General features: G+C 74.0%; 16 protein-coding genes and 1 pseudogene. 6 read left to right on the top strand and 11 right to left on the bottom strand.

The features are described 5' to 3' along the window. Positions 1–47: 47 nt before the first annotated feature. From SCWH03_RS01985 to SCWH03_RS01960, 6 genes and pseudogenes are all read right to left on the bottom strand, one after another. Positions 48–1241, bottom strand: a pseudogene (locus tag SCWH03_RS01985) (RNA polymerase sigma factor); the annotation flags it as partial. Between the two features lie 284 nt (positions 1242–1525). Next, positions 1526–3433 carry a DNA primase gene (dnaG, locus tag SCWH03_RS01980; RefSeq protein ID WP_173260930.1) on the bottom strand — a complete coding sequence of 636 codons (1908 nt, stop codon included), beginning with the start codon at positions 3431–3433 and terminating at the stop codon, positions 1526–1528. 9 nt (positions 3434–3442) lie between these two features. Then, a complete protein-coding gene (locus tag SCWH03_RS01975) occupies positions 3443–4711 on the bottom strand; it encodes an NAD(P)/FAD-dependent oxidoreductase (protein ID WP_173260927.1) in 1269 nt (422 codons plus the stop codon). A 226-nt stretch (positions 4712–4937) separates the two neighbouring features. After that, the gene (locus SCWH03_RS01970; RefSeq protein ID WP_173260925.1) at positions 4938–6278 is read right to left on the bottom strand and encodes a deoxyguanosinetriphosphate triphosphohydrolase; all 1341 of its coding nucleotides are present in this window, start codon (positions 6276–6278) and stop codon (positions 4938–4940) included. A gap of 38 nt (positions 6279–6316) precedes the next feature. Beyond that, on the bottom strand, positions 6317–7426 hold the full coding sequence (locus tag SCWH03_RS01965; protein WP_173260923.1) for a sirohydrochlorin chelatase: 1110 nt from the start codon (positions 7424–7426) through the stop codon (positions 6317–6319). A 119-nt stretch (positions 7427–7545) separates the two neighbouring features. Then, complete coding sequence (locus SCWH03_RS01960) at positions 7546–8247, bottom strand: hypothetical protein (protein WP_173260920.1); 702 nt, start codon at positions 8245–8247, stop codon at positions 7546–7548. Positions 8248–8900: 653 nt separating this feature from the next. Here SCWH03_RS01960 and SCWH03_RS01955 point away from each other — a divergent pair. Continuing rightward, positions 8901–11144, top strand: a complete 2244-nt coding sequence (locus SCWH03_RS01955) for a molybdopterin oxidoreductase family protein (RefSeq protein WP_173260919.1) — start codon at positions 8901–8903, stop codon at positions 11142–11144. Positions 11145–11192: 48 nt separating this feature from the next. On the opposite strand, the gene cutA is transcribed toward SCWH03_RS01955, so the two are convergent. Together cutA and SCWH03_RS01945 are read right to left on the bottom strand one after the other, a co-directional pair. Next, positions 11193–11525, bottom strand: coding sequence for a divalent-cation tolerance protein CutA (cutA, locus tag SCWH03_RS01950; RefSeq protein ID WP_173260917.1), 333 nt, complete (start codon positions 11523–11525; stop codon positions 11193–11195). A 205-nt stretch (positions 11526–11730) separates the two neighbouring features. Further along, on the bottom strand, positions 11731–12300 hold the full coding sequence (locus tag SCWH03_RS01945; RefSeq protein ID WP_173261409.1) for an NADPH-dependent FMN reductase: 570 nt from the start codon (positions 12298–12300) through the stop codon (positions 11731–11733). 273 nt (positions 12301–12573) lie between these two features. On the opposite strand from SCWH03_RS01945, the gene soxR reads away from it, so the two are divergent. Beyond that, positions 12574–13029, top strand: coding sequence for a redox-sensitive transcriptional activator SoxR (gene soxR / locus SCWH03_RS01940; RefSeq protein ID WP_173260915.1), 456 nt, complete (start codon positions 12574–12576; stop codon positions 13027–13029). A 452-nt stretch (positions 13030–13481) separates the two neighbouring features. Further along, positions 13482–13985, top strand: a complete 504-nt coding sequence (locus SCWH03_RS01935) for a GVDTG sorting domain-containing protein (protein ID WP_173260913.1) — start codon at positions 13482–13484, stop codon at positions 13983–13985. Positions 13986–14233: 248 nt separating this feature from the next. Here SCWH03_RS01935 and SCWH03_RS01930 read toward each other — a convergent pair whose 3' ends face one another. Next, positions 14234–15013, bottom strand: coding sequence for a sulfite exporter TauE/SafE family protein (locus SCWH03_RS01930; RefSeq protein ID WP_173260911.1), 780 nt, complete (start codon positions 15011–15013; stop codon positions 14234–14236). Positions 15014–15205: 192 nt separating this feature from the next. Between SCWH03_RS01930 and SCWH03_RS01925 the strand changes: the two genes are divergently transcribed. From SCWH03_RS01925 to nirD, 3 genes are read left to right on the top strand one after another with little or no spacing between them, the layout of a single operon-like run. After that, positions 15206–16432 carry an NAD(P)/FAD-dependent oxidoreductase gene (locus tag SCWH03_RS01925; RefSeq protein ID WP_173260909.1) on the top strand — a complete coding sequence of 409 codons (1227 nt, stop codon included), beginning with the start codon at positions 15206–15208 and terminating at the stop codon, positions 16430–16432. A 1-nt stretch (position 16433) separates the two neighbouring features. Continuing rightward, entirely contained in the window at positions 16434–18944 is a 2511-nt protein-coding gene (gene nirB / locus SCWH03_RS01920) for a nitrite reductase large subunit NirB (RefSeq protein WP_173260907.1), read from the top strand. After that, the gene (nirD, locus tag SCWH03_RS01915; RefSeq protein ID WP_173260905.1) at positions 18941–19288 is read left to right on the top strand and encodes a nitrite reductase small subunit NirD; all 348 of its coding nucleotides are present in this window, start codon (positions 18941–18943) and stop codon (positions 19286–19288) included. The genes nirB and nirD overlap by 4 nt, the downstream gene beginning before the upstream one ends. A gap of 149 nt (positions 19289–19437) precedes the next feature. Here nirD and SCWH03_RS01910 read toward each other — a convergent pair whose 3' ends face one another. Further along, positions 19438–20496, bottom strand: coding sequence for an ArsR/SmtB family transcription factor (locus tag SCWH03_RS01910; RefSeq protein ID WP_254076497.1), 1059 nt, complete (start codon positions 20494–20496; stop codon positions 19438–19440). 518 nt (positions 20497–21014) lie between these two features. Further along, positions 21015–23723 carry a pyruvate, phosphate dikinase gene (gene ppdK, locus SCWH03_RS01905; protein WP_173260902.1) on the bottom strand — a complete coding sequence of 903 codons (2709 nt, stop codon included), beginning with the start codon at positions 23721–23723 and terminating at the stop codon, positions 21015–21017. Between the last annotated feature and the right edge of the window lie 208 nt (positions 23724–23931).

Genomic DNA, 23931 nt, shown 5'->3' with positions numbered 1-23931 from the left:
TCCGCCATGTCGCGTCCCCACCGTCACCGTCACCGTCACCGTCGCCGTCAGTCGAGATAGCCGCGCAACTGGTCGGCGTAGGTGTGGTCGCGCAGCTTGCCGAGGGTCTTGGACTCGATCTGGCGGATGCGTTCACGGGTGACGCCGAAGATCCGGCCGATCTCCTCCAGGGTGCGGGGGCGGCCGTCGGCCAGCCCGTAGCGCAGCTGCACCACCTTCCGCTCCCGTTCACCGAGCGTGGAGAGCACGGCTTCGAGGTGCTGCCGCAGCAGCAGGAAGGCGGCGGATTCCACGGGTGACGCGGCGTCGCCGTCCTCGATGAGGTCGCCGAGGGCGACATCATCCTCCTCGCCGACCGGCGCGTGCAGCGACACCGGTTCCTGGGCGAGCCGCAGGACCTCGCCGACGCGTTCCGGCGCCAGGTCGAGCTGGGCGGCGACCTCCTCGGCCGTGGGTTCGCAGCCGCGTTCCTGGAGCAGCCGCCGCTGGACCCGCACGACGCGGTTGATGAGCTCCACGACGTGGACGGGGACACGGATGGTCCGCGCCTGGTCGGCGAGAGCCCGTGACATGGCCTGGCGGATCCACCAGGTCGCGTACGTGGAGAACTTGAAACCGCGCGCGTAGTCGAACTTCTCCACGGCGCGGATCAGCCCGAGGTTGCCCTCCTGTACGAGGTCGAGCATGGTCAGCCCGCGCCCGATGTACCGCTTGGCGACGGACACGACGAGCCGCAGATTGGCCTCGATGAGCCGGCGCTTGGCCATCCGGCCCATGACCACGAGCCGGTCGAGGTCGTGGGCGAGCTGGGAGTCGAGGTCGGGGGTGCTGCCCAGCTTCTCCTCGGCGAAGAGACCCGCCTCCACCCGGCGGGCGAGCTCCACCTCCTCGGCCGCGCTGAGCAGCGGGATCCTCCCGATCTCCCGCAGATACTGCCGGAACAGGTCGGAGGAGGGCGGATGGCTGCCCGCGTCCCCGCGGGCCCGCGGCCCGGGGGACCCGACGGGCTCGGGCGGGCCGTCCGTTGCTGCTCCGTCTGCTGCCTCCCTGCCGTCCGGCACCGGTAGGGGCTCGTTCTCGGGGTGGTGCGCTGCCCGGCTCTGCGGCGGGACCGCCGCGAACGGCTCGGCTTCGGTCGGGGTGCGGGTCTGCACGGGGGCGACCTCCAGAGTGGATGCTGCCGGTCGGGGGCAGGCGGCAGCGGGACGGGGACGGCGGCCGGGCCGCCGTCCGTCCCTTACACGATGAGCGGATCCGCGGGATTGGGTGGCCCACCTGCCGTGGGCCGGCCGCGCTCCGGGGACTCAGGCACCGCACCCCAGTGTGGAGTACGGCACATCACTGCCACGAGGGGCGTGCGGTGACTTTTTGCGCCCGTGGTGTGACCGCGCGGTGACCGGCGGACCGGGTGCTGCGCGCGGTCCGCCCCGGCAGGGTGCCGGGGCGCAGGACCGGGCCGCGTCTCCCGGCCGGTCCGACGGCCCGTTGCGCCACGGCCCGGCGCCAGGGGGCCCGGCGCGGCTCGTCAGAGCGCGTCCGCGCCGCGGTTGCGGAGCGACTGGGCGTACTGCTGGAGGACCCAGAGGTCGTTCTGCACGGCGGCGATCCGCTCGGGGTCGGCCTGGGCACCGACACGGGCCAGGGTGCCCTGGACCTCGCGGATGCGGCGGTCGGCGGCGCGCAGCCGGACCTGGACGAGCTGGACGCCCGCGTAGCTCTCGTCGATGGTTCTGGAGTGGACGGATTCCACCGCGAGTTCGGTGACCATCGCGCGGACGGAGTCGTCGGGCGCGGCTTCCCGGACGCGGGCCAGATAGGCGGGAGGGTCCGGCACACCGAACTCCGCGCCGCCCGCGTCGGCGATCGCCCGGCGTACGGCGGCGTACGGCGGGGCCGTGAACTCGTCCGCCCCGTAGGCGTCGAAGGCGGGCGATACCAGCTCCGGATGCTGGAGTGCGAGCTTCAGCAGTTCGCGCTCGGTGCGGTGGGCGGGACTGCGCAGATTGAGCGCCGGCCCGTCCGGGCGCGGGGCGGGGGGGGCGGTGCCGTACCGCGGGGAGTGGGGTGCGGGGGCGGGCCCCCGTCCGCCGCCGGTCCCCCGCTCCCGCGCCCACCGGGCGAGTTGCGCGACGCGGCGCACCACGAACTGCGTGTCGAGGATGCCGAGCAGGCCGGCCAGCTGGACGGCCACCTCGTGCTGGGATGCGCTGTTCTTGATGCGCGCGACGATGGGCGCCGCCTCGTCGAGGGCCGCGGCCCTGCCGACCGGGGTCTCCAGGTCGTACGCCTTCACGATCTGCCGGATCGCGAACTCGAACAGCTGGTCGCGCGGCTCGGCCAGCTCCCGCACGGCCTCGTCGCCCTTGGCGAGCCGCAGGTCGCACGGGTCCATGCCGTCCGGGGCGACGGCGATGAAGGTCTCGGCGGCGAACTTCTGGTCGTCCTCGAAGGCCCGGAGCGCGGCCTTCTGGCCGGCCGCGTCGCCGTCGAAGGTGAAGATCACCTTGGCGCTGCCGTTGTCCATCAGCAGCCGGCGCAGAATCTTGATGTGGTCGCCGCCGAAGGCGGTGCCGCAGGTCGCGATCGCCGTCGTGACGCCCGCGAGGTGGCAGGCCATCACGTCCGTGTACCCCTCGACGACCACGGCGCGGCTGGACTTGGCGATCTCCTTCTTCGCCAGGTCGATGCCGTAGAGCACCTGGGACTTGCGGTAGATCGCGGTCTCCGGGGTGTTCAGGTACTTCGGGCCGTTGTCGTCGTCGCGGAGCCGGCGGGCGCCGAAGCCGACCACGTCGCCCGAGATGTCCCGGATCGGCCACATCAGCCGGCCGCGGAAGCGGTCGATGGGGCCCCGGCGGCCCTCCTGGGAGAGACCGGAGAGCAGCAGCTCCTTGTCGGAGAAGCCCTTGCCGCGCAGGAAGCGGGTGAGGTGGTCCCAGCCGGCCGGGCTGTAGCCCACGCCGAAGTGCTGCGCGGCCGCCTGGTCGAAGCCCCGCTCCGCGAGGAACCTCCGGCCGGTCTCGGCCTCGGCGCCGTCGAGCTGCTCGGCGTAGTACCGGGCCGCGACCCGGTGGGCCTCCACCAGCCGGATGCGCTCACCGCGCTGATGGGCCGGGTTGTACCCGCCCTCCTCGTAGCGCAGGGTGATGCCGGCCTGGGCCGCGAGGCGCTCGACCGCCTCGGAGAACGACAGATGGTCGATCTTCATCACGAAGGCGATGGTGTCCCCGCCCTCCTGGCAGCCGAAGCAGTGGAAGAGGCCCTTGCCCGGACTGACCTGGAAGGAGGGGGACTTCTCGTCGTGGAACGGGCACAGGCCCTTGAGGTTGCCGCCGCCCGCGTTGCGCAGCTGGAGGTACTCGGACACGACGGAGTCGATGGGGACCGCGTCCCGCACCGCCTTCACGTCGTCGTCGTTGATCCGTCCCGCCACGGGTGAATCCTAAGGGGCGGGTGCGACAGCGCTGAGCGCAGTGCCCGGGTCGGCGAGGGCGTCCGTGTCGACGGCGCTGCGGGAGCGGACCAGCTGCTGGATGTCCCCTGTGACGTCCCACACGTTCACGTTCATCCCGGCGAGGACCTTGCGGTCCTTGAGCCAGAAGGCGATGAACTCGCGCTTGCCCGCGTCGCCGCGCAGCACGACCTGGTCGTAGCTGCCGGGCGGGGCCCAGCCGGAGTACTCCATGCCGAGGTCGTACTGGTCGGAGAAGAAGTACGGGACCCGGTCGAAGGAGACCTCGCGGCCGAGCATGGCGCGGGCCGCGGCGGGGCCCCCGTGCAGTGCGTTGGCCCAGTGCTCCACGCGCAGCCGGATGCCGAGCAGCGGGTGGTGGACGGCAGCGACGTCGCCGGCGGCGTAGATGTCCGGGTCGGAGGTGCGCAGGGAGGCGTCCACGGCGACGCCGCCGCCGTGTGCGCGGTCGACGAGCGCCAGTCCCGCGGTCTCGGCGAGAGCGGTGCGGGGGGCGGCGCCGATCGCGGCGAGGACGTGGTGGGCGGGGTGCTCGTCGCCGTCCTCGGTGCGGGCGGCGAGCACCATGCCGTCCTGTCCGACGATCTCGGAGAGCCGGCTGCCGAAGTGGAAGCGGACCCCTCGCTCCCGGTGCAGGTCGGCGAAGAGCTGCCCCAGCTCGGGGCCGACGACCTGGTGCAGCGGAGTGGGCTCGGGTTCGACGACGGTGACCTCGGCCCCGTAGCCGCGGGCGGCAGCCGCGGCCTCCAGCCCGATCCAGCCCGCCCCGGCGATCACCAGATGGCCGTTGTCGCGGCCGAGGGCGGCCAGGACCTGGCGCAGCCGGTCGGCGTGGGCGAGCCGGCGCAGATGGTGGACGCCGGCCAGGTCCGTCCCCGGCACTTCGAGACGGCGGGGCTCGGCGCCGGTGGCGAGCAGCAGTTTGTCGTAGTGCACGGCGGTGCCGTCACCGAGCAGTACGGAGCGGTCCTCCCGGTCCACGGCGGTGACGGTCTGGCCGAGGTGCAGCTCGACGTCGTGCCGGGCGTACCAGGCGGGTTCGTGGACGAAGACGGAGTCCCGCTGGTCCTTGCCGGTCAGATATCCCTTGGAGAGCGGCGGCCGTTCGTACGGGTGGTCGCGTTCGTCACCGATGATGATCACCCGGCCGGTGAAGCCCTCGTCACGGAGGGTCTCCGCCGCCTTGGCCCCGGCGAGTCCCCCGCCCACGATGACGAAAGTCCGATGTGCGTCGACCACTTGATGCCTCCCTGTTCACGGCCGGAGGTCCCGGAGGTGTCCTCCGGGATGCCACAACACGCTACGCCGCCTCACTGCGAGCGTCCCGCACGGACCGTGGTGGCGGAAGAGGGGCGCCCCGGCGGGCATACCGGAAGGGCCTGTTCCGGACCGGTGGACGCGGGCGCACGATCCGGCGCGCAGCGCAGCGCGGGGGCGCGCGGGCGGGCACGGGGACCCCGCCGGATCACCGGGCGCCCCGGCGCAGCCTGGCGTGCAGCGCGCGGGCGGAGGCGTCCGTGAGGGAGGCGATCTGGTCGACGATCACCCGCTTGCGGGCCCGGTCGTCCCGGGCGCCGGCGAACATCGCCCGGAACTGAGGGTCCAGGCCTCCGGGCGCCCGGGCGGCCAGGGCCTCGGCCAGTTCGGCGACGACGATGCGCTGGTCCGCGCGCAGCGCCTCCTGCTCCGCGCGCTGCATCACATAGCGGTCCGCGACCGCCTTGAGCACCGCGCACTCCAGACGGGTCCGCTCCGGGACCACCAGTTCGGCTGCGTACCGGGTGAGCCTGCCGGTGCCGTACGCCTGCCGGGTGGCGCCCTCGGCGGCCAGGCAGAAGCGGCCGATGAGCTGGCTGGTGGCATTCTTGAGCCGGGCCTGGGCGACGGCCGAGCCGTCGTAGCCGTGCGGCCACCACTCCTGGCCGACGAGGCGGTCGAGGGCGTCGGCGAGGGCCTGCGGATCGGTGTCGCCCGGCACATAGCGGCCGACGGCGACCGCCCAGATCGCGCCGCGCTCGCTCTCGGACAGCAGCATGTTCGGGTCGACGTGTCCCGCGTGCAGACCGTCCTCGAAGTCGTGCACGGAGTACGCCACGTCGTCGGCCCAGTCCATGACCTGGGCCTCGAAGCACTTGCGGTACGCCGGGGCGCCCTCCCGCACCCAGGCGAAGACCGGCTGGTCGTCCTCGTACACACCGAACTTGGGCGAGCCGGGGTCGGTGGGGTGGCCGCCCCGGCTCCAGGGGTACTTGGTGGCCGCGTCGAGCGCCGCGCGGGTGAGGTTCAGGCCGACGCCGACCAGCTCGCCGCCCGCCGCACCGGTCGTGGAGGTGTCCGTTCCGGAGCGGACGAAGGCCTTGGGCTCGATCCGGGTGAGCAGCCGCAGCGACTGGGCGTTGCCCTCGAAGCCGCCGCAGTCCCGGGCGACCTCGTTGAGGGCCTGCTCACCGTTGTGCCCGAAGGGCGGATGGCCCAGGTCGTGGGCGAGGCAGGCGGCCTCCACCAGATCGGGGTCGCAGCCCAGGGCCGCGCCCAGCTCCCTGCCGACCTGGGCGCACTCCAGGGAGTGCGTCAGCCGGGTACGGGGGCTCGGGTCCCAGGCCGCGCTCCGCGAACCGGGCGTGACCACCTGCGTCTTGCCGGCGAGCCGGCGCAGTGCAGCGGAGTGCAGCACCCGCGCGCGGTCGCGCTGGAAGGCCGTGCGGCCGGGGCGCTTGTCGGGCTCGGGCGCCCAGCGCGCGGTGGCCGCGTCGTCGTAGTCGCAGCTCTCGCCGGGACCGGTGGGTGTGCTCGTGGTGCCTTCCATGCCCCTGACGGTAACGCGGGCCGTCTCGGCGGCGTGGCTCAGGAGGCGGCCGCCGGGTACGGGACTGCCGCCGGGTACGGGGCGTCCCGGGCCGCGTCGTAGCGGTGGAGGACGAGCCGGGCGAGCGCGGGGTGGTCGCCGAGGGGGGCGGCCGCGACCCACGGCGCCGCGTTGCGGGATGCCGTGGCGAACCGGCCGGGCGCGGTGAAGTAGGAGGCGACCGCGACCCGGTGCCGGCCGCGCGCCGCCAGCGCCCGCAGCGCCTCGGGGACGGTGGGCGAGCAGGCGGAGGCGTAGGCGGGGACGACGGGCACGCCGCCGAGGCGCTCGGTGAGCAGGGCGGCGGTGCGCCGGGCGTCCGCGGCCGAGGCCGGGTCGCGCGAGCCGGCCGCGGCGAGGACCACCCCGGCGCTGCGGACAGCGGTTCCCGCGTCCGGCCAGCCGGCTTCCACGAGCCGGTCGCGGAGTGCCTCGACGAGCAGGGGGTGCGGTCCGAGCGGGGGCGCGAGCCGGGCGCGCACCCCGGCGGCGGTCGCGGCGGCCGGGATGTCGTGCCCGACGTGGCAGCCGCGTCCCAGCAGCAGCGGCACGAGTACGGCCGCGCGGCCCCGCAGCCCGGCGAGGGTGTCGGCCAGCAGCGGGGTGTCGAGTTCGATGTGCCCGAGCCGCACGTCGGCGCCGGGGCGCAGCTCCCGGACGCGCTCCAGCAGGCGGCTGACGGTCCGCAGGGCGCGGGGGTCCCGGCTGCCGTGGGCGACGGCGACGAGTACGGGGGCGACGCGGGATACGGGAGCGGCGCGGGATACGGGAGCGGCGGGTGCCGCGGGTACCGGGGCAGCCGGCGCGGCGGCAGCGCCGGGTACGGCGACGGGTTGGGGGCCGGCCGCGCCGCACTGCGCGGTGGCCGTCGGGGCCGTGGGAGGGCCACCCGCGGCGGCGGGCGGGAGGCCGGAAGGGCAGGGAGGGCCGGGAGGGGGCATGGGTCTGCGCCCTCCGCCCAGCCGGACATGGCGGAGCTGGGCCCCGGGCTGCGCAGTGACACGGGTGAGCAGCCGGGCGGTGCTGTCGAGAGGCGGGGCGCCCGAGAGCGGTGACTCGCGGGGCAGCGAGTCCGCAAGCGGCGACTCGGGGCGGTGTGACGACTCCATGGGCCGATACTGGCGGGCGCGGATTGCCACGCCGTTGCGCCGTGATGACGGGTGTCCACCACCACCTCACCGGGGCGCGGGGGCGCCACGCCGGGGGGCGGGCCGCTCCGGGTACTGCCTCAGTCCGCCAGCCACACCCGCAGCTCGGGTCCGGGCACACAGCCCTGCCTGGCCGCAGCCGACAGGTCCTCCCCGTGCCCGTAGCCGACGACGGGCATGCCGGGCCAGAGGCGGGCGACCGTGGCGAGGCAGCCGGACCAGGCGAGGTCGAGGTCGCCGTCCGCGGCGAAGACGTTCGAGAGGCCGACGGCGTACTCGCTGCGGATGACCACGGCGCCGGCGACGGTGCGGCTGCCTCCGCCGGCCGTGCCGGCGAGGACGGTGACGCTGCGGTCGGACAGGAGGCGCGGGCGGAAGAGCCCGGCCAGCGCCGCGTCGCCCCCCGACCAGGCGGCCTCCCAGCGGTCGAGATCCGGAGCGGTCCGCACGGGGCGCCAGACGACGCCGCCGGGCGCGACCGGCGCGGCGAGCATGGCGGGCCGGTGGATCCAGCGTGCCTGGAGGGCCACCTCGAACCCGTCGGCCGACAGGTCCAGCCTTCCGAAGCTGTCCTTGACCGAGCAGCCCGCCGCCGTACGGTCCACCTGCCCCAGCACCTCGCGGGCCGTGGCGTCGGGGGCGAGGGTGACGGCGTCCGGGTACCGCGGCGGGGTGCGCCGCTCACTGGTCCATGCGCGGTCACCGAACACCCCGGGTATCCCGTGCGCACGGCACATGGCGTGGCACCATTCGGCGTTGTTCCTGGCGGAGACGGCGAGCATGCCCCGATCATGCCTTACTCCCCGCCGCACCGGCCGGGTGCGAGGGATCTAAGAGCGCTGTTCCGCCCCTCTTTACGGTATCTGCGGGTGTCCCCCGACCGTCGAAACGGTGAGACCCCGGGTGTGCCCGCTCACATCGACCCGGACGGGGCGAACCATCGCGCCCCGCCGAACGCGGGAGGGGAGGGGCAGACGAACCAGGGGGGTATCGATGCGGAAGCTCTCGCCGCGGCGGCGGGTGCCGGACGGCACCGTGCGGCACGGGAACGTACCGGGCACGGCACGGCGGCGCGTGCTCGGGACCGGCGGGCTCCGGGACCGGCTCATACGGGACCGGCTCATACGGGACCGGCTCATACGGGACCGGCTCGTACGGGACCGGCTCGCGCCCGGCCGACTCGTGCCCCCGGACCACACGGGGCAGGCGGCGGGCCGTGCCGTTCGCGGCCGGCAAGGCGGCGCTGGACGTCGCGCTCCGGCCGGACCCGCGTTTCCTGGGGCCCCGCGAGCCCGGTGTCACCGAGGCCCTGGCCGCGGCGGCCGGCGCACCCTGAACCGCTCACCGCCGCCCACCCGGCCCCGGGAGGGCGGCGTACCGAGGCCGTAATGCGGCGGGTGGGCCGCCGTAACACGGACGGCGCACCCTGGGACCCATGTCCCACGCACCGGCCCCGGCGCCCGCCTCCGTCCCGACCCACTGCCCTTACTGCGCGCTGCAGTGCGGGATGAACCTGCGCCGCTCGGGGCAGACGGTCGAGGTCGTGGATCGGGACGACTTCCCGGTCAACCGGGGCGCCCTGTGCGGCAAGGGACGTACAGCACCCGCGGTGCTCTCCTCCCGGGTCAGGCTGACCGGCCCCCTGGTCCGACACCCCGCCACAGGCAGGCTCGAACCGGCCGCCTGGGAGGAGGCTCTCCGTGCCACCGCCGACGGACTGCGGCGCGCCCGCGCTCGGCACGGGGCCGACGCCGTGGGCGTGTTCGGCGGCGGGGGCCTGACCAACGAGAAGGCCTACGCGCTCGGCAAGTTCGCGCGGGTGGTACTCGGCACCTCCCAGATCGACTACAACGGGCGCTTCTGCATGTCCTCGGCCGCGGCCGCGCACGGCAGGGCGTTCGGGCTGGACCGGGGGCTGCCCTTCCCCCTGGAGGACGTCCCGCACACCGGCTGCGTCCTTCTCGTCGGCTCCAACCTCGCCGAGACCATGCCGCCCGCGCTGCGGTACCTCACCGAACTGAAGGACAACGGCGGCACGCTGATCGTCGTCGACCCCCGCCGCACGAAGACCGCGGAGCAGGCCGACCTGCATCTCGCGCCGCGGCCCGGCACCGACCTCGCGCTCGCGCTCGGGCTGCTGCACCTGGTGGTCGCACAGGGCCGCACCGACGAGGAGTTCATCCGGGAGCGCACGACCGGGTGGGAGGACGCGAGGGCGGCCGCCATGGCGCACTGGCCCGAGCTGGTCGAGCGGATCACCGGGGTGGGCGTGCCGCAGTTGCGGGCGGCCGCGGCCGCCTTCTGCGACGCCCCGAACGCGATGGTCCTCACCGCCCGCGGGCCGGAGCAGCAGTCCAAGGGCACGGACACCGTCGGCGCCTGGATCAACCTCGCTCTCGCCACCGGCAACGCCGGCCGTCCGCTGGCCGGTTACGGCTGCCTCACCGGGCAGGGCAACGGGCAGGGCGGCCGGGAGCACGGCCAGAAGGCCGACCAGCTCCCCGGGTACCGCAGGCTCGACGACCCGCTGGCGCGCGCACACGTGGCCGGGGTGTGGGGAGTGGACCCCGACTCGCTGCCAGGACCCGGCCGGAGCGCGTACGAACTGCTCGACGCGCTGGGCCGGGACGTACGGGCGCTGCTGCTGATGGGGTCCAACCCGGTGGTGTCCGCGCCCAGGGCCGGGCATGTGGAGGGACGGCTGCGCTCCCTGGACTTCCTCGCCGTCGCCGACGTGGTGCTGTCGGAGACCGCGGAACTGGCCGACGTGGTCCTGCCGGTGGCCCAGTGGGCGGAGGAGACGGGGACGACGACGAACCTGGAGGGCAGGGTGCTGCTGCGCCGCCGGGCGCTGGCACCGCCGCCGGGGGTGCGCAGCGACCTGGAGGTCCTCCACGGCCTCGCCGGGCTGCTGGGGTACGGGAAGGGGTTCCCGACGGACCCGGAGGAGGTCTTCGGCGAACTGCGGCGCGCCTCCTCCGGAGGCCCCGCGGACTACGCGGGCATCAGCTACCGGCGGCTGGAGGAGGAGCAGGGCGTGTTCTGGCCCTGCCCGGAGCCGGGCAGGGCCGGACAGGGGGCGTCCGGGACAGGGGGAACAGAGGGGACAGAGGAGACAGAGGGGGCGTCCGGGACAGGGGGGACGGGGTGCGGGGAGCCGCATCCGGGCACACCGCGGCTGTTCCTCGACCGGTTCGCGACGCCGGACGGGCGGGCGAGGTTCGTCACCGTGGTGCACCGGGAGGCCGCCGAGCCCACCGACGCCGAGTACCCCGTCGTACTGACCACCGGGCGGGTCGTGGCCCAGTACCAGTCGGGGGCGCAGACCCGCCGGGTGGACGAGCTGAACGAGGCCGCCCCGGGACCGTTCGTCCAACTGCATCCACAGCTCGCGGCACGCGTGGGGGTCGCGGAGGGCGAGGCGGTCGCGGTGGTCTCACGCCGCGGGCGGGCGGTGGCGCCGGCCCGGGTGAGCGAGGCGATCCGCCCCGACACGGTGTTCATGCCCTTCCACTGGCCGGGGGCGGGCCGCGCCAACACACTGACCAACCCGGCCCTGGACCCGACGTCGCGGATGCCGGAGTTCAAGGTCTGCGCGGTGCGCCTGGAGCGTCCGGAACACCGGGAGGACCCGGCACACCCGGCACACCCGGCGCACCCGGAACGGGCGACGGGTTGACGGGGCGGCACGGCCGACGCGGGCGTACGGCGGGGGCCCGCGCCGGCCTCACGCCCGCTCTGCGGTCTCCGACGCGATCCACGCCAGGTAATCCGCACTGCCCCGGAGGACCGGCGTCGCGAGGATCTCGGGGGTGTCGTAGTCGTGGTGGGCCAGCAGATGCGCCTCCAACGCGTCGTAGCGCTCCTCGGTGGTCTTCAGCAGGACCTGCCACTCCTCACCGGTCTCGACGGCGTTCTGCCAGTGGTACACGGAGGTGACCGGCGCCGAGATCTGCGCGCAGGCGGCCAGTCTCGCCTCCACCGCGCCGCGGGCCAGCTCCTCGGCCTTGGCGGCGCTGTCGGTCGTGGTCACAACGGTAAGGGCCCGGCTCACGCACACTCCTCGTTCGGCGCAGACCGGCACGTCCGCGCGGCTTCGGTCCCGGCAGGAGCCGGGCCCACGGCCGTACGTCTACCACCGACCGGCCCGGTGATCCAGCGCCCGCCCGGCCCCGCCGTCCCCGGGCCGGCCCGCCGCGGGGCCCGACCGGGCGCCCGCCTGGCGCAGGGCACACGGCGGGGCCGGCGAGAGGGACCCGGCGCCGTCATCCCCCGTACTGCCGGTGGGACTTGGCCTCCCGCAGCGCCGCGCCCCACCAGGCGAGCTGGTCGAGCATCGAGGTGACGGCGGCCTCCGGCGCCGCCGGATCCCGGTGCCGCCCCTCGTCGTCGAACTGCCGCCAGGCGTTGGCGAAGGAGACGGTGTCCCGGACGGTGACGGCGTGCATCTCGGCGAAGACCTGGCGCAGTTGCTCCACGGCGCGCAGCCCGCCGGAGACGCCGCCGTAGGAGAGGAAGCCGACGGGCTTGGCCTGCCACTCGGTGAAGTGCCAGTCGATGAGGTTCTTCAGCGCGGCGGGGAAGGAGTGGTTGTACTCGGGGGTGAGGACGACGAAGGCGTCGGCGTCCCCGAGGCGGGGCGAGACCTTGGCGAGTTCGGCGTGTACGGCGGCGCCCGGGCGGCCGGAGAGCACGGTGGGGAGCTCCACATCGGCGAGGTCGACGACATCGACCGAGAAGTCGTCGCGCGCACCGGCCCGGTCGAGGAACCAGCCGGCCACGACCGGCGCGAAGCGGCCCTCCCGGTTGCTGCCCACGATCAGGGCCAGCCTCAGCGGGTCGGCTGCCCCGCTCCCGGCAGCGGTCTTGGCCCCGGCAGCGGTCTTGGCAGCAGTACTGAAGGCGGTCCTGGCGGTGGGTCCGGGGGCGTACCCGTCGCTGGGGGCGGGCGCGGACCCTTCTGCGGACGGGTCCCCCGGGACGGACGGGTCCCCCGCGGCGGACGGAGCGGCGGATACGGACGGGGCGGCGGATGCCTGCGCGGTCTGGTTCATACGGATCAGCGTGATACTTAAATCATTGTTGAAGTCAAGCACTAGGCTGGGGGCATGTCGCATCTCGCCTGGAACACCAAGGAAGCCACGGTCGGTCAGCTTGCGGAGCGCAGCGGGGTCGCCCCCTCGGCACTGCGCTTCTACGAACGCGAAGGGCTGATCACCAGTCGCCGCACCTCCGGCAACCAGCGCCGCTACAGCAGGGACACGCTGCGCCGGGTCGCGTTCATCCGGACCTCGCAGCGGCTCGGCATCCCGCTGGCCACCATCCGCGAGGTGCTGGGGCTGCTGCCGGACGACCGCACGCCCACCCGGGAGGACTGGGCCCGGATCTCCGAGTGCTGGCGCGAGGACCTGGACGGGCGGATCCGGACGCTCCAGCGGCTCCGGGACAACCTCACCGAGTGCATCGGCTGCGGCTGCCTGTCGCTGGACCGGTGCGCGCTGTCCAACCCCGCCGACGAGCTGGCCGCGCACGGACCCGGCCCCCGCCGTCTGATCGAGGACTGAGCACCGCTCGCCGGCACCGGTGCGGATCCGGCGGCGGCACTGATGACGGCGCAGGACGTCGCACCGGTTCACCGGACCGGCACGACGGAGTCCGCGGGAGGAGTCCGCGGGAGGAGTCCGCAGGGGGGCGAAGAGCTGGTGCGGCGACCGGCCGAGGCGGCTGCGGCGGCCGGCGGGGACAGGGCCCGAACGGGCCCCGCGGGGCGTCCGCAGCGGGCCGCCCGCCCTCTCACTCGTTCGGCGCGGTCATTCACTCCGCCCGGCCAATGGCGCAATCGCACCGCCGTGACCTGCGGCGACAACCCCGGATCAATACGACACGCCGTACGGTGCGGGCGAATCTGATCGCCCATCAGCAGGCGTGGCGGGCTGACTGCGCCTTACCTCTTGAGGTGTAGGAACGGCCTCCGGCACCACGGTCCGGCGGCATCGCCAACACCCCGGAGGACGTCATGCGCACCACCGCCCGCGTGCCGGCCGGACCCGCACCGGTGGCCGCCTGCGCCGGTGCGGCGGCGGCGCCCGGGGCCTGGGCGGCGGACCCCGCCCCCGCCGGAAGCACCGCCGGCGCCTCGGTGACCGCGCATACCAGCGCGTGCGGCAGGCACGGTCACGGTGCGGGCGACGCCGGGGCGCTCGACATGGGCGGGTTCGATCCGGCACCGGGCGCCGGCGAGGGTGCGGCGGGCTCCGCGGTCGGCGGGTTCACCGCATCCGGGGACACCCGGCCGGGGACGTACCCGGTCTCCGCGCTCCGCGACAACGGCAAGAAGGCCCCCGGGGATCTCGTGGTGCGGGCCCACGGGTATGAACCGAGCGGCCATGTGACGACGGGAGCCGGCGGCAGCGCCGGCCCCGGCGTCACCCAGATCGCGGCGGGGGCGGCCGTCCCGGCCGCGGCCGCCGTCGGCGGGACCTGGCTCCTGCGCCGTCGGGCGAGCGGCGCGCAGGGCTGACGGAGAGCGTTCGCGCTCGGCCTCCACCGTCCCTCGGACCGCCGTCCCCGCCCCCGTCACGCTTCGTCCAGCTGACGGGGGCGGGGAGCTTCCCCCTTCCCGGGCCGGCGGAGTCGCCCCCGTCGGCTTCGTCGTGGCCCCGAACCCGCGTGCGGCCGCCGGACCGCGCTCCCCGCGAGCTCCCGGCGCGACCAGGACCCGGCCTCAGCCCGGCCAGAGCCCGGCCTCAACGCGGCCAGGGCCCGGCCTCAGCCCGACCACTGGTCGAACGCCAGCTTCGCGACCAGCGAGAACACGACCACGAGCAGCACGCCGCGGACGAACTCCGCACCCCTGCGCAGAGCCGTCCACGCCCCGAACATGCCGCCCGCCAGGTTGAACACCGCCATCAGCGCGGCCAGTCGCCACAGCACCGTCCCCTGGTAGGCGAACATCGCGAGGGCGCCCGCGTTGGTGCACACGTTGACGATTTTGGCGGTGGCGGAGGCGGTGACCAGGTCCAGATGGAGTACGGCGGTCAGGGCGAGCACCAGGAAGGTGCCGGTACCGGGCCCGAACAGGCCGTCGTAGAAGCCGATCCCGCCGCCGACGAGGACGACCGCGGTGGCGATCCGGGCGCGGGTGACCGGCCCCCGGTCCCCATGGGTGCCGAAGGACGGGCGCAGCAGGACGAACGCCGCGACGCCCAGCAGCACCACCATGATCACCGGCCGGAGCACGTCGCTGCCGATGCCCGCCGCGAAGAACGCCCCGCCCATGGAGCCGGCGAGCGCGGTCAGTCCGATGCGCAGCGCCGTTCCCACCTGCACCGGGGCCTTGCGGACGTAGGTGGCCGCAGCGCCGGTGGTGCCGACGATGGCGACCGCCTTGTTGGTGCCGAGGATCTGCGCGGCGGGCACCTGCGGCATGCCGAGCAGCAGCGCCGGGAGGAGCAGCAGCCCGCCGCCGCCGACCACCGCGTCGATCCAGCCGGCCGCCAGCGCGGCGACACACAGGAGGACGAGGGTGGTCAGCGATATGTCAGGCATGGGGTGACCCTACGGAGACGATGCATGCACCGTCCATCGAACCCGTGAGTCTTGAGCTGCCTCTGAGGTTCCCCGGGCCGCGGCCGCCGGCCGGGCCCCTCACACCCCGGGCGGGCGGGGGCTGAGGGCAGTGTTCCGCGCGGGAAACAACCGGGATGCCGACGGGTAACACCCACCCCTCAGTCTGCATCCATGGATGCGAGGATCGTGGTGGTCGGCGCCGGGATGGCGGGAGCGCGGCTGGCGCGGCAGCTCGCGCCGGCGTACGACGTCACGCTGCTCGGCGAGGAGCCGCACGCCCCCTACAACAGGGTGCTGCTGGCCGATGTCCTGGCAGGCCGGTACGGCCCCGAGGTGATCGCGCTGCCCCCGGTCCCGGGGGACGCGGCGGCGGTGCGGCACGGGGTGCGGGCGGTGCGGATCGACCGCCGGGCGCGGACCGTGCACTGCGCGGACGGCACGGTCGCGGGGTACGACCACCTGGTGCTGGCGACCGGCTCGAACCCGGTGCTGCCGCCGCTGCGGGGGCTCGACGGCGGGCTGCCCGGCGGCGTGCACCCCTTCCGCACCCTCGACGACTGCCAGGCGCTGGCGGCCGCGGCCCGGCCCGGCAGCCGGTCGGTCGTCGTCGGCGGCGGGCTGCTCGGCGTCTCGGCCGCGCGGGCGCTGGCGGAACGCGGTACGGACGTGGTCGTCGCCCACCAGGGACCCACCCTGATGGACCGCCATCTCGACCCGGAGGGCGGCGGCCTGGTGCGCCGCCATCTGGAGGGGCTCGGCGCGGAGGTCCACACCGAGTGCCACGCCCGGGGGCTGCGCCACCGCGGCGGTGCCGTCACCGGCGTCGAACTCGCCGACGGCTTCGTCCTCGACGCCGACCACGTCGTCCTCGCCTGCGGCGTCCGGCCCCGCGCCGGCCTCGCGGCGGACGCCGGCCTCGCGGTCCGCCGGGGTGTCGTCGTCGACGACACCCTGACCACGTCCGACCCGCGCGTCCACGCCGTCGGCGACTGCGCCGAACACGCCGGCACCGTCTACGGGCTGGCGGCCCCCGCCCTGGAGCAGGCCGACGTGCTCGCCTCGGTCCTGGCGGCCGGACCCGTACCGGACACGGGACCGGGGGGCCGGCGCTACACCGGCACCCGGTCCCTCACCCGGCTCACCCTCGGATCCGCCGGCGCCTTCGACATCGCCGCGTTCGGGGAGCCCTCGCCGCGGCCCGGGGACGACGTCGTCCGCCTCGCCGACGCCACCCGCGGCGCCTACCGGAAGGTCGTCGTCCGCGGCGACCGGCTCGTCGGCGGCGTACTCCTCGGCGACCTCGCCTCCGTCGGCGCGCTCGCCCGGGCCTGGGAGGGCGGCGAGCCGCTCCCGGACGCACCCCTGCTCCACCTGCTCACCACCGATGGAGGACTCTGAGATGACCACCCCCACGATCGTGCTCGTCGGCCACGGGATGGTCGGCCAGCACTTCCTGGAGGCCCTCGCCGAGCGGGGGGTCACCGGTCGCGCCCGGGTCGTCGTGCTGTGCGAGGAGCCCCGCCCCGCCTACGACCGGGTCCGGCTCACCTCGTACTTCTCCGGCCGGACGCCCGACGAGCTGTCCCTCGTCGAGGACGGGTTCCTGGCCCGGCACGGCATCGAACTCCATCTGGACGACCCGGCGGAGCACATCGACCGCGCCGCCCGCACGGTCACCTCCCGCAGCGGGCGGACCTTTCCCTACGACTCGCTCGTCCTGGCCACCGGCTCCCACCCGTTCGTGCCGCCCGTCCCGGGCCGCGACGCCGAGGGCTGCTTCGTCTACCGCACCATCGAGGACCTCCTCGCGATCGAGGAGTACGCCAAGACCTCCCGCACCGGGGTGGTCGTCGGCGGCGGACTCCTCGGGCTGGAGGCGGCCGGCGCGCTCAAGGGCCTGGGCCTGGACACCCACATCGTGGAGTTCGCGCCCCGGCTGATGCCGGTGCAGGTCGACGACGGCGGCGGTGCCGCGCTGCTGCGCACCATCGAAGACATGGGCCTGACCGTCCACACCGGCACCGGCACCCGGGAGATCGTCGCCGACGGCCCCGCCGTCACCGGCATGCACCTCTCCGACGGCTCGTCGCTCGCCGCCGACCTGGTGGTCTTCTCCGCCGGCGTGCGCCCCCGCGACCGGCTGGCCCGCGACACCGGCCTCGCCGTCGGCGAGCGCGGCGGCATCGCCGTCGACGCGCACTGCCGCACCTCCGACCCCGACGTGTACGCGATCGGCGAGTGCGCCCTCGCCGCGGACGGGCGGGTCTACGGGCTCGTCGCACCCGGCTACGAGATGGCCAAGACCGTCGCGGACGTCCTCGCCGGCGAGGCTTCCGGCAGCGTCTTCACCGGCGCCGACACCTCCACCAAGCTGAAGCTCCTCGGCGTGGACGTGGCCTCCTTCGGGGACGCGCACGGCACGGCCGACGGCTGCCTCGACGTGGTCTACTCCGACTCCCGCTCCGGGGTCTACAAGAAGCTGGTGGTCGCGGCGGACGGCGCGCTGCTCGGCGGCGTCCTCGTCGGCGACGCCGCGTCCTACGGCATGCTCCGCCCCCTCACCGGCTCCGTACCCCCCGTACCGCCCGAGCAGCTGGTGCTGCCCGCAGGCACCGGGGCGCCCGCGGCCCTCGGCCCGTCCGCGCTGCCCGACGAGGCCGTGGTCTGCTCCTGCCACAACGTCACCAAGGCTCAGATCCGCGCCCACACCACCCTGCCCGAGGTGAAGAAGTGCACCAGGGCGGGCACGGGCTGCGGAAGCTGCGTCCAGGTCATCGGCCGGCTGCTGCCGGGGGCCGCCGACCAGGGCCTGTGCGGCTGCTTCTCCTACACCCGCAGCGAGCTGTACGAGATCGCCCGCACCCTCGGCCTCGCCACATACGCCGAACTGCTCGACTCCCACGGGCGCGAGGAGGCCCGCGGCGGCGACGGCTGCGAGATCTGCAAGCCCGCCGTCGGCTCCATCCTGGCCGGCCTCGGCGGCGGCTATATCCTCGACGGCGAGCAGGGCGCCCTGCAGGACACCAACGACCACTTCCTCGCCAACCTCCAGCGCAACGGCTCCTACTCGATCGTGCCGCGCATCCCCGGCGGCGAGATCACCCCCGGGAAACTCATCGTGATCGGCGAGGTGGCCCGCGACTTCGGCCTCTACACGAAGATCACCGGCGGTCAGCGGATCGACATGTTCGGCGCCCGCGTGGACCAGCTGCCCGCCATCTGGACGCGGCTGGTCGACGCCGGCTTCGAGTCGGGCCACGCCTACGGCAAGTCGCTGCGCACGGTCAAGTCGTGCGTGGGGCAGACCTGGTGCCGATACGGGGTGCAGGACAGCGTCCGCATGGCGATCGACCTCGAACTGCGCTACCGCGGCCTGCGCGCCCCCCACAAACTGAAGTCGGCGGTCTCCGGCTGCGCCCGCGAGTGCGCGGAGGCCCAGTCCAAGGACTTCGGCGTGATCGCCACCGCCCACGGCTGGAACCTGTACGTGGGCGGCAACGGCGGGGCCACCCCGCGCCACGCGGACCTGCTCGCCCAGGACCTGTCCGACGCCGAACTCGTCCGGCTCATCGACCGGTTCCTGATGTTCTACATCCGCACCGCGGACCGCCTGGAGCGCACCTCGGTCTGGCTGGAGCGCCTGGAGGGCGGACTCGGCCACCTGCGGGACGTCGTGGTGCACGACCGGCTCGGGCTCTGCGGCGAACTGGAGGCGATGATGGCCCGCCATGTGGCCGGCTACCGCGACGAATGGGCCGAGACCCTCGACGACCCGGACCGGCTGCGCCGCTTCGTGTCGTTCGTCAACGCCCCGGGGGCACCGGACCCCTCCGTGAGGTTCGTCCCCGAGCGGGAGCAGATCAAGCCCGACCTCACCGTACTCACACCGGAAGGGACACCCGCCCGATGACGGTCCAGGACGCACCCCCCCTCACGCTCCAGATCGAACTGTCCGGCAGCTGGCTGCCCGTCTGCGAGATCGCCCGGCTCACCCCGGGCCGCGGCATGGCGGCCCTGCTCCCCGGCGGCCGGCAGGCCGCGGTCTTCCTGGACCGTGCCGGGACCGCGTACGCGATCGGCAACCGCGACCCGTTCACCGGCGCGCAGGTCCTGTCCCGGGGCCTGCTGGGCTCCGCCGACGGGCGGCCCTTCGTCGCCTCCCCGCTGCTGAAGCAGCGGTTCGACCTGGCCACGGGCCGCTGCCTGGACGACGACGGGGTCTCGGTGCCCGTATACGCGGTGCGCCGGGTCTGACGGGGACGGCGGGCGGGCCCCGCGGTACGGCGGCATCCGGCCGGGACGCGATCGGCCCCGAGGGCCACCGGCCCCGCCCCTCGCGCCGGACGGGCGGCGGCCGCGCGCCTGCGGCCGGCGGGGCGCCGGCAGCGGCCCGGCCGGCGGCATCACCTGCGAGGCGACGGCACCGCTGCGGACGTGAGTCCGGTCGCAAGCGGTCCGGTCGCAAGCGCTCCCGGCGGCTCCGGATCGCGCTGGGCGCGGCCTCTCAGCAGGGCCGTGCCCAGCGGTGTCATCGTGTGCAGCACGGCGTTCCCGTTCCGCAGCGTGACCACGAGCCCGGCCTCCCGCAGGACGCAGGCGTGCTGGCTGGCGGAGGCGAGCGACACCCCCGCCCGGCGGGCGAGTTCGCTCGTGGTGCAGCCGCTGCCGATGGACCGGAGCACCGCCGAGCGGGTGTGCCCCATGAGCCTTCCCAGCGACATCCCGCCCCCCTCCCAGGTCATCGGCGACCCGGTGTGCGTCACGGGGTAGACCAGCACCGGCGGCAGCTCGGGGTCCCGGCGGACCACGGGCGTGCCGCGGCAGAAGTACGACGGCTGCAGCAGCAGCCCGCGCCCGCGGAGCCGCAGCTCGCGCTCCACCGGGTAGTCGGCCTCCAGCACCGGCCCGCGCCAGCGCAGCATCGGCGGCAGCGAGGCCAGCAGCTCGTCCGCGCCCCCGTCGAGCAGGGCCCGGCCCCGCACGGCCCGATCGGCCTCCACCGCCGCCTGGATGTGCGCCCAGTACGGCTCGACCGCGGAGCGGTGGTAGCTGCGGAGCACCCCGACGAGCCGGTCCATCGGCCCGTCGGCGCCTTCGGCGAGGCCGGAGAGCCGGCCCGCGGGTACGGCGTGCGGCCGCTCCGCCGCGAGGAGCGCCAGCTCCGCCGCGAGTCTGGGCCCCGGCGTCGCCCGCACCGCCTGAAGTCCCTCCTCCAGTCCCTCCAGCGCCTCGGGCGGAGTGAGGAAGTCCGGGAAATAGCCGCGCTGCGGGACGAGCGCCGAGAGGAGCCGGGTTTCGCCGTTCAGCCGGGCCCGGGTCTCCGTCCGCCATTCGCCGAAGACGGTGGCGCCGCGCCGGTCCCTCAGGCGGTGGAAACTCAGAATCGTTTCCCACAGAACATCCGGTCTGGCCGCCATCCGCACCCTGGCGAGGTCGTCACCGGTGAAGTGGATTCGCAGCACGGAACCCCCACTGTTGCATCCGCAATCGCCCCCGTCACTGAGTATGCATGCAATCACAGGACGTTACCACGGTGTTTCAGCCACAGTTGAAACGCATCGCGTAACAGGGCAGCGAACCGAAAAGCTGTACGACGTCGGGCACGAAACCTTCGGGTACCGAGGGGCGAGGCAAAGACCGTGGGGGGCTTTCCACGCCTGGCGGCGGTCGGCGGAGGTTGCGGCTCCGTGTCCGACATCGGGAATGGAGCGCGGCCGGCGGGTGGGGATCCGTCGGCCGCGCTCCGCCTGTTCTTTGCTCAACGAATGGCGCGAATCACCTATGCCTCCGCCCGGCCCGTCTCCTTCGGCGGCGCGCCGGCGGGCGGCACCGCCAAAGGAGACGGGCGGGACGGGCACCTCCGCACAAGGTGCCCGTCCCGCCCGTCTCGTGGTGCACCGGGACCGCCGGCCGGTCGGTGAGGGTCGGGGACCACCGACGGCCCCGGGGCCGGGGCCGGCCGCGGGTGCGGCCGGATGGATCAGCGGCTGTCGCTGCCGGAGGGCCGGGCCGCCGCACGGCCCGCCTCCAGCCGTGCCACGGGGATCCGGAAGGGCGAGCAGGAGACGTAGTCCAGTCCGGCCTCGTGGAAGAAGTGCACCGACTCCGGGTCGCCGCCGTGCTCGCCGCACACACCGAGCTTCAGGTCCGGGCGGGTGGCCCGCCCTGCCGCCACCGCGTTGCGCACCAGCGAGCCGACACCGTCCTTGTCGATCGTCTCGAACGGGCTGACACCGAAGATGCCCTTCTCCAGGTACGCCGTGAAGAACGAGGCCTCCACATCGTCCCGGCTGAAGCCCCAGACGGTCTGGGTGAGGTCGTTCGTACCGAAGGAGAAGAACTCCGCGGCCTCCGCGATCTGACCGGCCGTCAGTGCCGCGCGAGGCAGTTCGATCATCGTGCCGAGCGCCAGTCTCAGTTCCACGCCCGTGGCCGCCTCGACCTCGGCGATGACCTGCTCGGCCTCCTCCCGTACGATCTCCAGCTCCTGCACGGTGCCCACGAGCGGGATCATGATCTCGGCACGCGGGTCGCCCTTGCCGTCGCGGCGCTCCGCCGCGGCCTCCGCGATGGCCCGCACCTGCATCGTGAACAGCCCCGGGATCACCAGGCCGAGACGGACTCCGCGCAGGCCCAGCATGGGGTTCTGCTCGTGCAGCCGGTGCACGGCCTGCAGCAGGCGCAGGTCGTTCTCGTTGGCGTCCTTGCGGGCCTCGGCGAGCGCCACGCGCACCGAGAGCTCGGTGATGTCCGGCAGGAACTCGTGCAGCGGCGGATCCAGCAGCCGCACCGTCACCGGCAGCCCGTCCATCGCCTCGAACAGCTCGACGAAGTCCCTCTTCTGCAGCGGCAGCAGCGCCTTCAGCGCCTCCTCCCGCTCGGCGTCGGTGTCGGCCAGGATCAGCTTCTCCACCATCCCGCGGCGCTCACCGAGGAACATGTGCTCCGTACGGCACAGCCCGATGCCCTGCGCACCGAAGCGGCGGGCGCGCAGCGCGTCCTCGGCGTTGTCGGCGTTGGCCCGCACCCGCAGCCGGCGCATCCGGTCCGCGTAGGCCATGATCCGGTGCACGGCCCGGACCAGTTCGTCGGCGTCGTCGGCACCCGCGTGCATCCGGCCCTCGAAGTACTCCACCACCGGGGACGGCACGACCGGGACCTCGCCGAGGTACACCTTGCCGGTGGAGCCGTCGATGGACACGACGTCGCCCTCCTCCACCACCGTGCCGCTCACCGTCATCCGGCGGCGCTTGGTGTCGACCTCCAGCTCCTCGGCGCCGCAGACGCATGTCTTGCCCATGCCCCGGGCGACGACGGCGGCGTGCGAGGTCTTCCCGCCGCGGGAGGTCAGGATGCCCTCGGCCGCGATCATGCCGTCGAGGTCGTCCGGGTTGGTCTCGCGGCGGATCAGGATGACCCTCTCCCCGGAGCGCGACCACTTGACCGCCGTGTAGGAGTCGAAGACGGCCTTGCCGACCGCAGCGCCCGGGGAGGCGGCGATGCCCCGGCCGAGCCTCTCGACCCGGGCCGTCTCGTCGAAGCGCGGGAACATCAGCTGCGCCAGCTGGGCGCCGGTGACCCGCTGCAGGGCCTCGGCCTCGTCGATGAGCCCCTGGTCCACCAGCTGGGTGGCGATCCGGAAGGCGGCGCCCGCGGTGCGCTTGCCGACCCGGGTCTGCAGCATCCACAGCCGGCCGCGCTCGATGGTGAACTCGATGTCGCAGAGGTCCTTGTAGTGCGTCTCGAGCCGCTCCATGATCTGCATCAGCTGGTCGTAGGACTTGTTGTCGATCGACTCCAGGTCCGCGAGCGGCACGGTGTTGCGGATGCCGGCCACGACGTCCTCGCCCTGCGCGTTCTGCAGGTAGTCCCCGTAGACGCCCTGGTGGCCCGAGGCGGGGTCGCGGGTGAAGGCGACGCCGGTGCCGGAGTCCGGGCCGAGGTTGCCGAAGACCATGGAGCAGATGTTGACCGCGGTGCCGAGGTCGTGCGGGATGCGCTCCTGGCGGCGGTAGAGCTTCGCCCGGTCCCCGTTCCAGGAGTCGAAGACGGCCTTGACGGCCAGGTCCATCTGCTCGCGCGGGTCCTGCGGGAAGTCGCGGCCGGTCTCCGACGTGACGGTCTTCTTGAACTGCTTGACCAGCTTCCTCAGGTCGGCGGCGTCCAGGTCGGTGTCGACCGTGACCTTCTTGGCCTCCTTGGCCGCCTCCAGGGCGTCCTCGAACAGCTCGCCGTCGACGCCGAGGACCGTCTTGCCGAACATCTGGATGAGCCGGCGGTAGGAGTCCCACGCGAACCGCTCGTCGCCGGCCTGCCGGGCGAGGCCCTCCACCGACGCGTCGGACAGGCCGATGTTCAGGACGGTGTCCATCATGCCCGGCATGGAGAACTTGGCGCCGGAGCGCACGGACACCAGCAGCGGGTCGTCGGCCTGGCCGAGCTTCTTGCCCATGCGCTGCTCCAGCGCATCGAGGTGCGCACTCACCTCGTCACGCAGTGCCGCGGGCTCCTCGCCGCTGTCGAGGTAGACCTTGCAGGCCTCGGTGGTGATGGTGAAGCCCGGAGGGACGGGCAGACCGAGGTTGGTCATCTCGGCGAGGTTCGCGCCCTTGCCACCGAGGAGGTCCTTGAGCTCCTTGTTGCCCTCGGTGAAGTCGTAGACGAACTTCTGATCTCTGATTTCCGACACGGGTCTCGACTCCTCGAGGACTCGGTGGCTGCCCTGACGGCGAGGAACATACCCAGATCGAAGGAACGTGGGTACGTCCACTTGTCCGTCATTCGGCCGTAACCACCCGTCCGCCAGCAGATCCCAGGTCTCTGACCGTGCAGCGGTGACTCGACGCACCTTCACCCCTCGAAGAGCCCTTGACCCGAAGCGGAACATCTCCGCTCAA

Source organism: Streptomyces pacificus (assembly GCF_011766325.1).
GTDB lineage: Bacteria > Actinomycetota > Actinomycetes > Streptomycetales > Streptomycetaceae > Streptomyces > Streptomyces pacificus.
This window is presented reverse-complemented; position numbering and strand designations above follow the sequence as displayed.

Excerpts from the sequence above, each read along its gene's own strand:
- SCWH03_RS01970 (WP_173260925.1), bottom strand. The coding sequence starts at position 6,278 with ATGGAAGGCACCACGAGCACACCCACCGGTCCCGGCGAGAGCTGCGAC.
- SCWH03_RS01965 (WP_173260923.1), bottom strand. The coding sequence starts at position 7,426 with ATGGAGTCGTCACACCGCCCCGAGTCGCCGCTTGCGGACTCGCTGCCC.
- SCWH03_RS01960 (WP_173260920.1), bottom strand. The coding sequence starts at position 8,247 with ATGCTCGCCGTCTCCGCCAGGAACAACGCCGAATGGTGCCACGCCATG.
- SCWH03_RS01955 (WP_173260919.1), top strand. The coding sequence starts at position 8,901 with ATGTCCCACGCACCGGCCCCGGCGCCCGCCTCCGTCCCGACCCACTGC.
- soxR (WP_173260915.1), top strand. The coding sequence starts at position 12,574 with ATGTCGCATCTCGCCTGGAACACCAAGGAAGCCACGGTCGGTCAGCTT.
- SCWH03_RS01935 (WP_173260913.1), top strand. The coding sequence starts at position 13,482 with ATGCGCACCACCGCCCGCGTGCCGGCCGGACCCGCACCGGTGGCCGCC.
- SCWH03_RS01930 (WP_173260911.1), bottom strand. The coding sequence starts at position 15,013 with ATGCCTGACATATCGCTGACCACCCTCGTCCTCCTGTGTGTCGCCGCG.
- SCWH03_RS01925 (WP_173260909.1), top strand. The coding sequence starts at position 15,206 with ATGGATGCGAGGATCGTGGTGGTCGGCGCCGGGATGGCGGGAGCGCGG.
- nirB (WP_173260907.1), top strand. The coding sequence starts at position 16,434 with ATGACCACCCCCACGATCGTGCTCGTCGGCCACGGGATGGTCGGCCAG.
- nirD (WP_173260905.1), top strand. The coding sequence starts at position 18,941 with ATGACGGTCCAGGACGCACCCCCCCTCACGCTCCAGATCGAACTGTCC.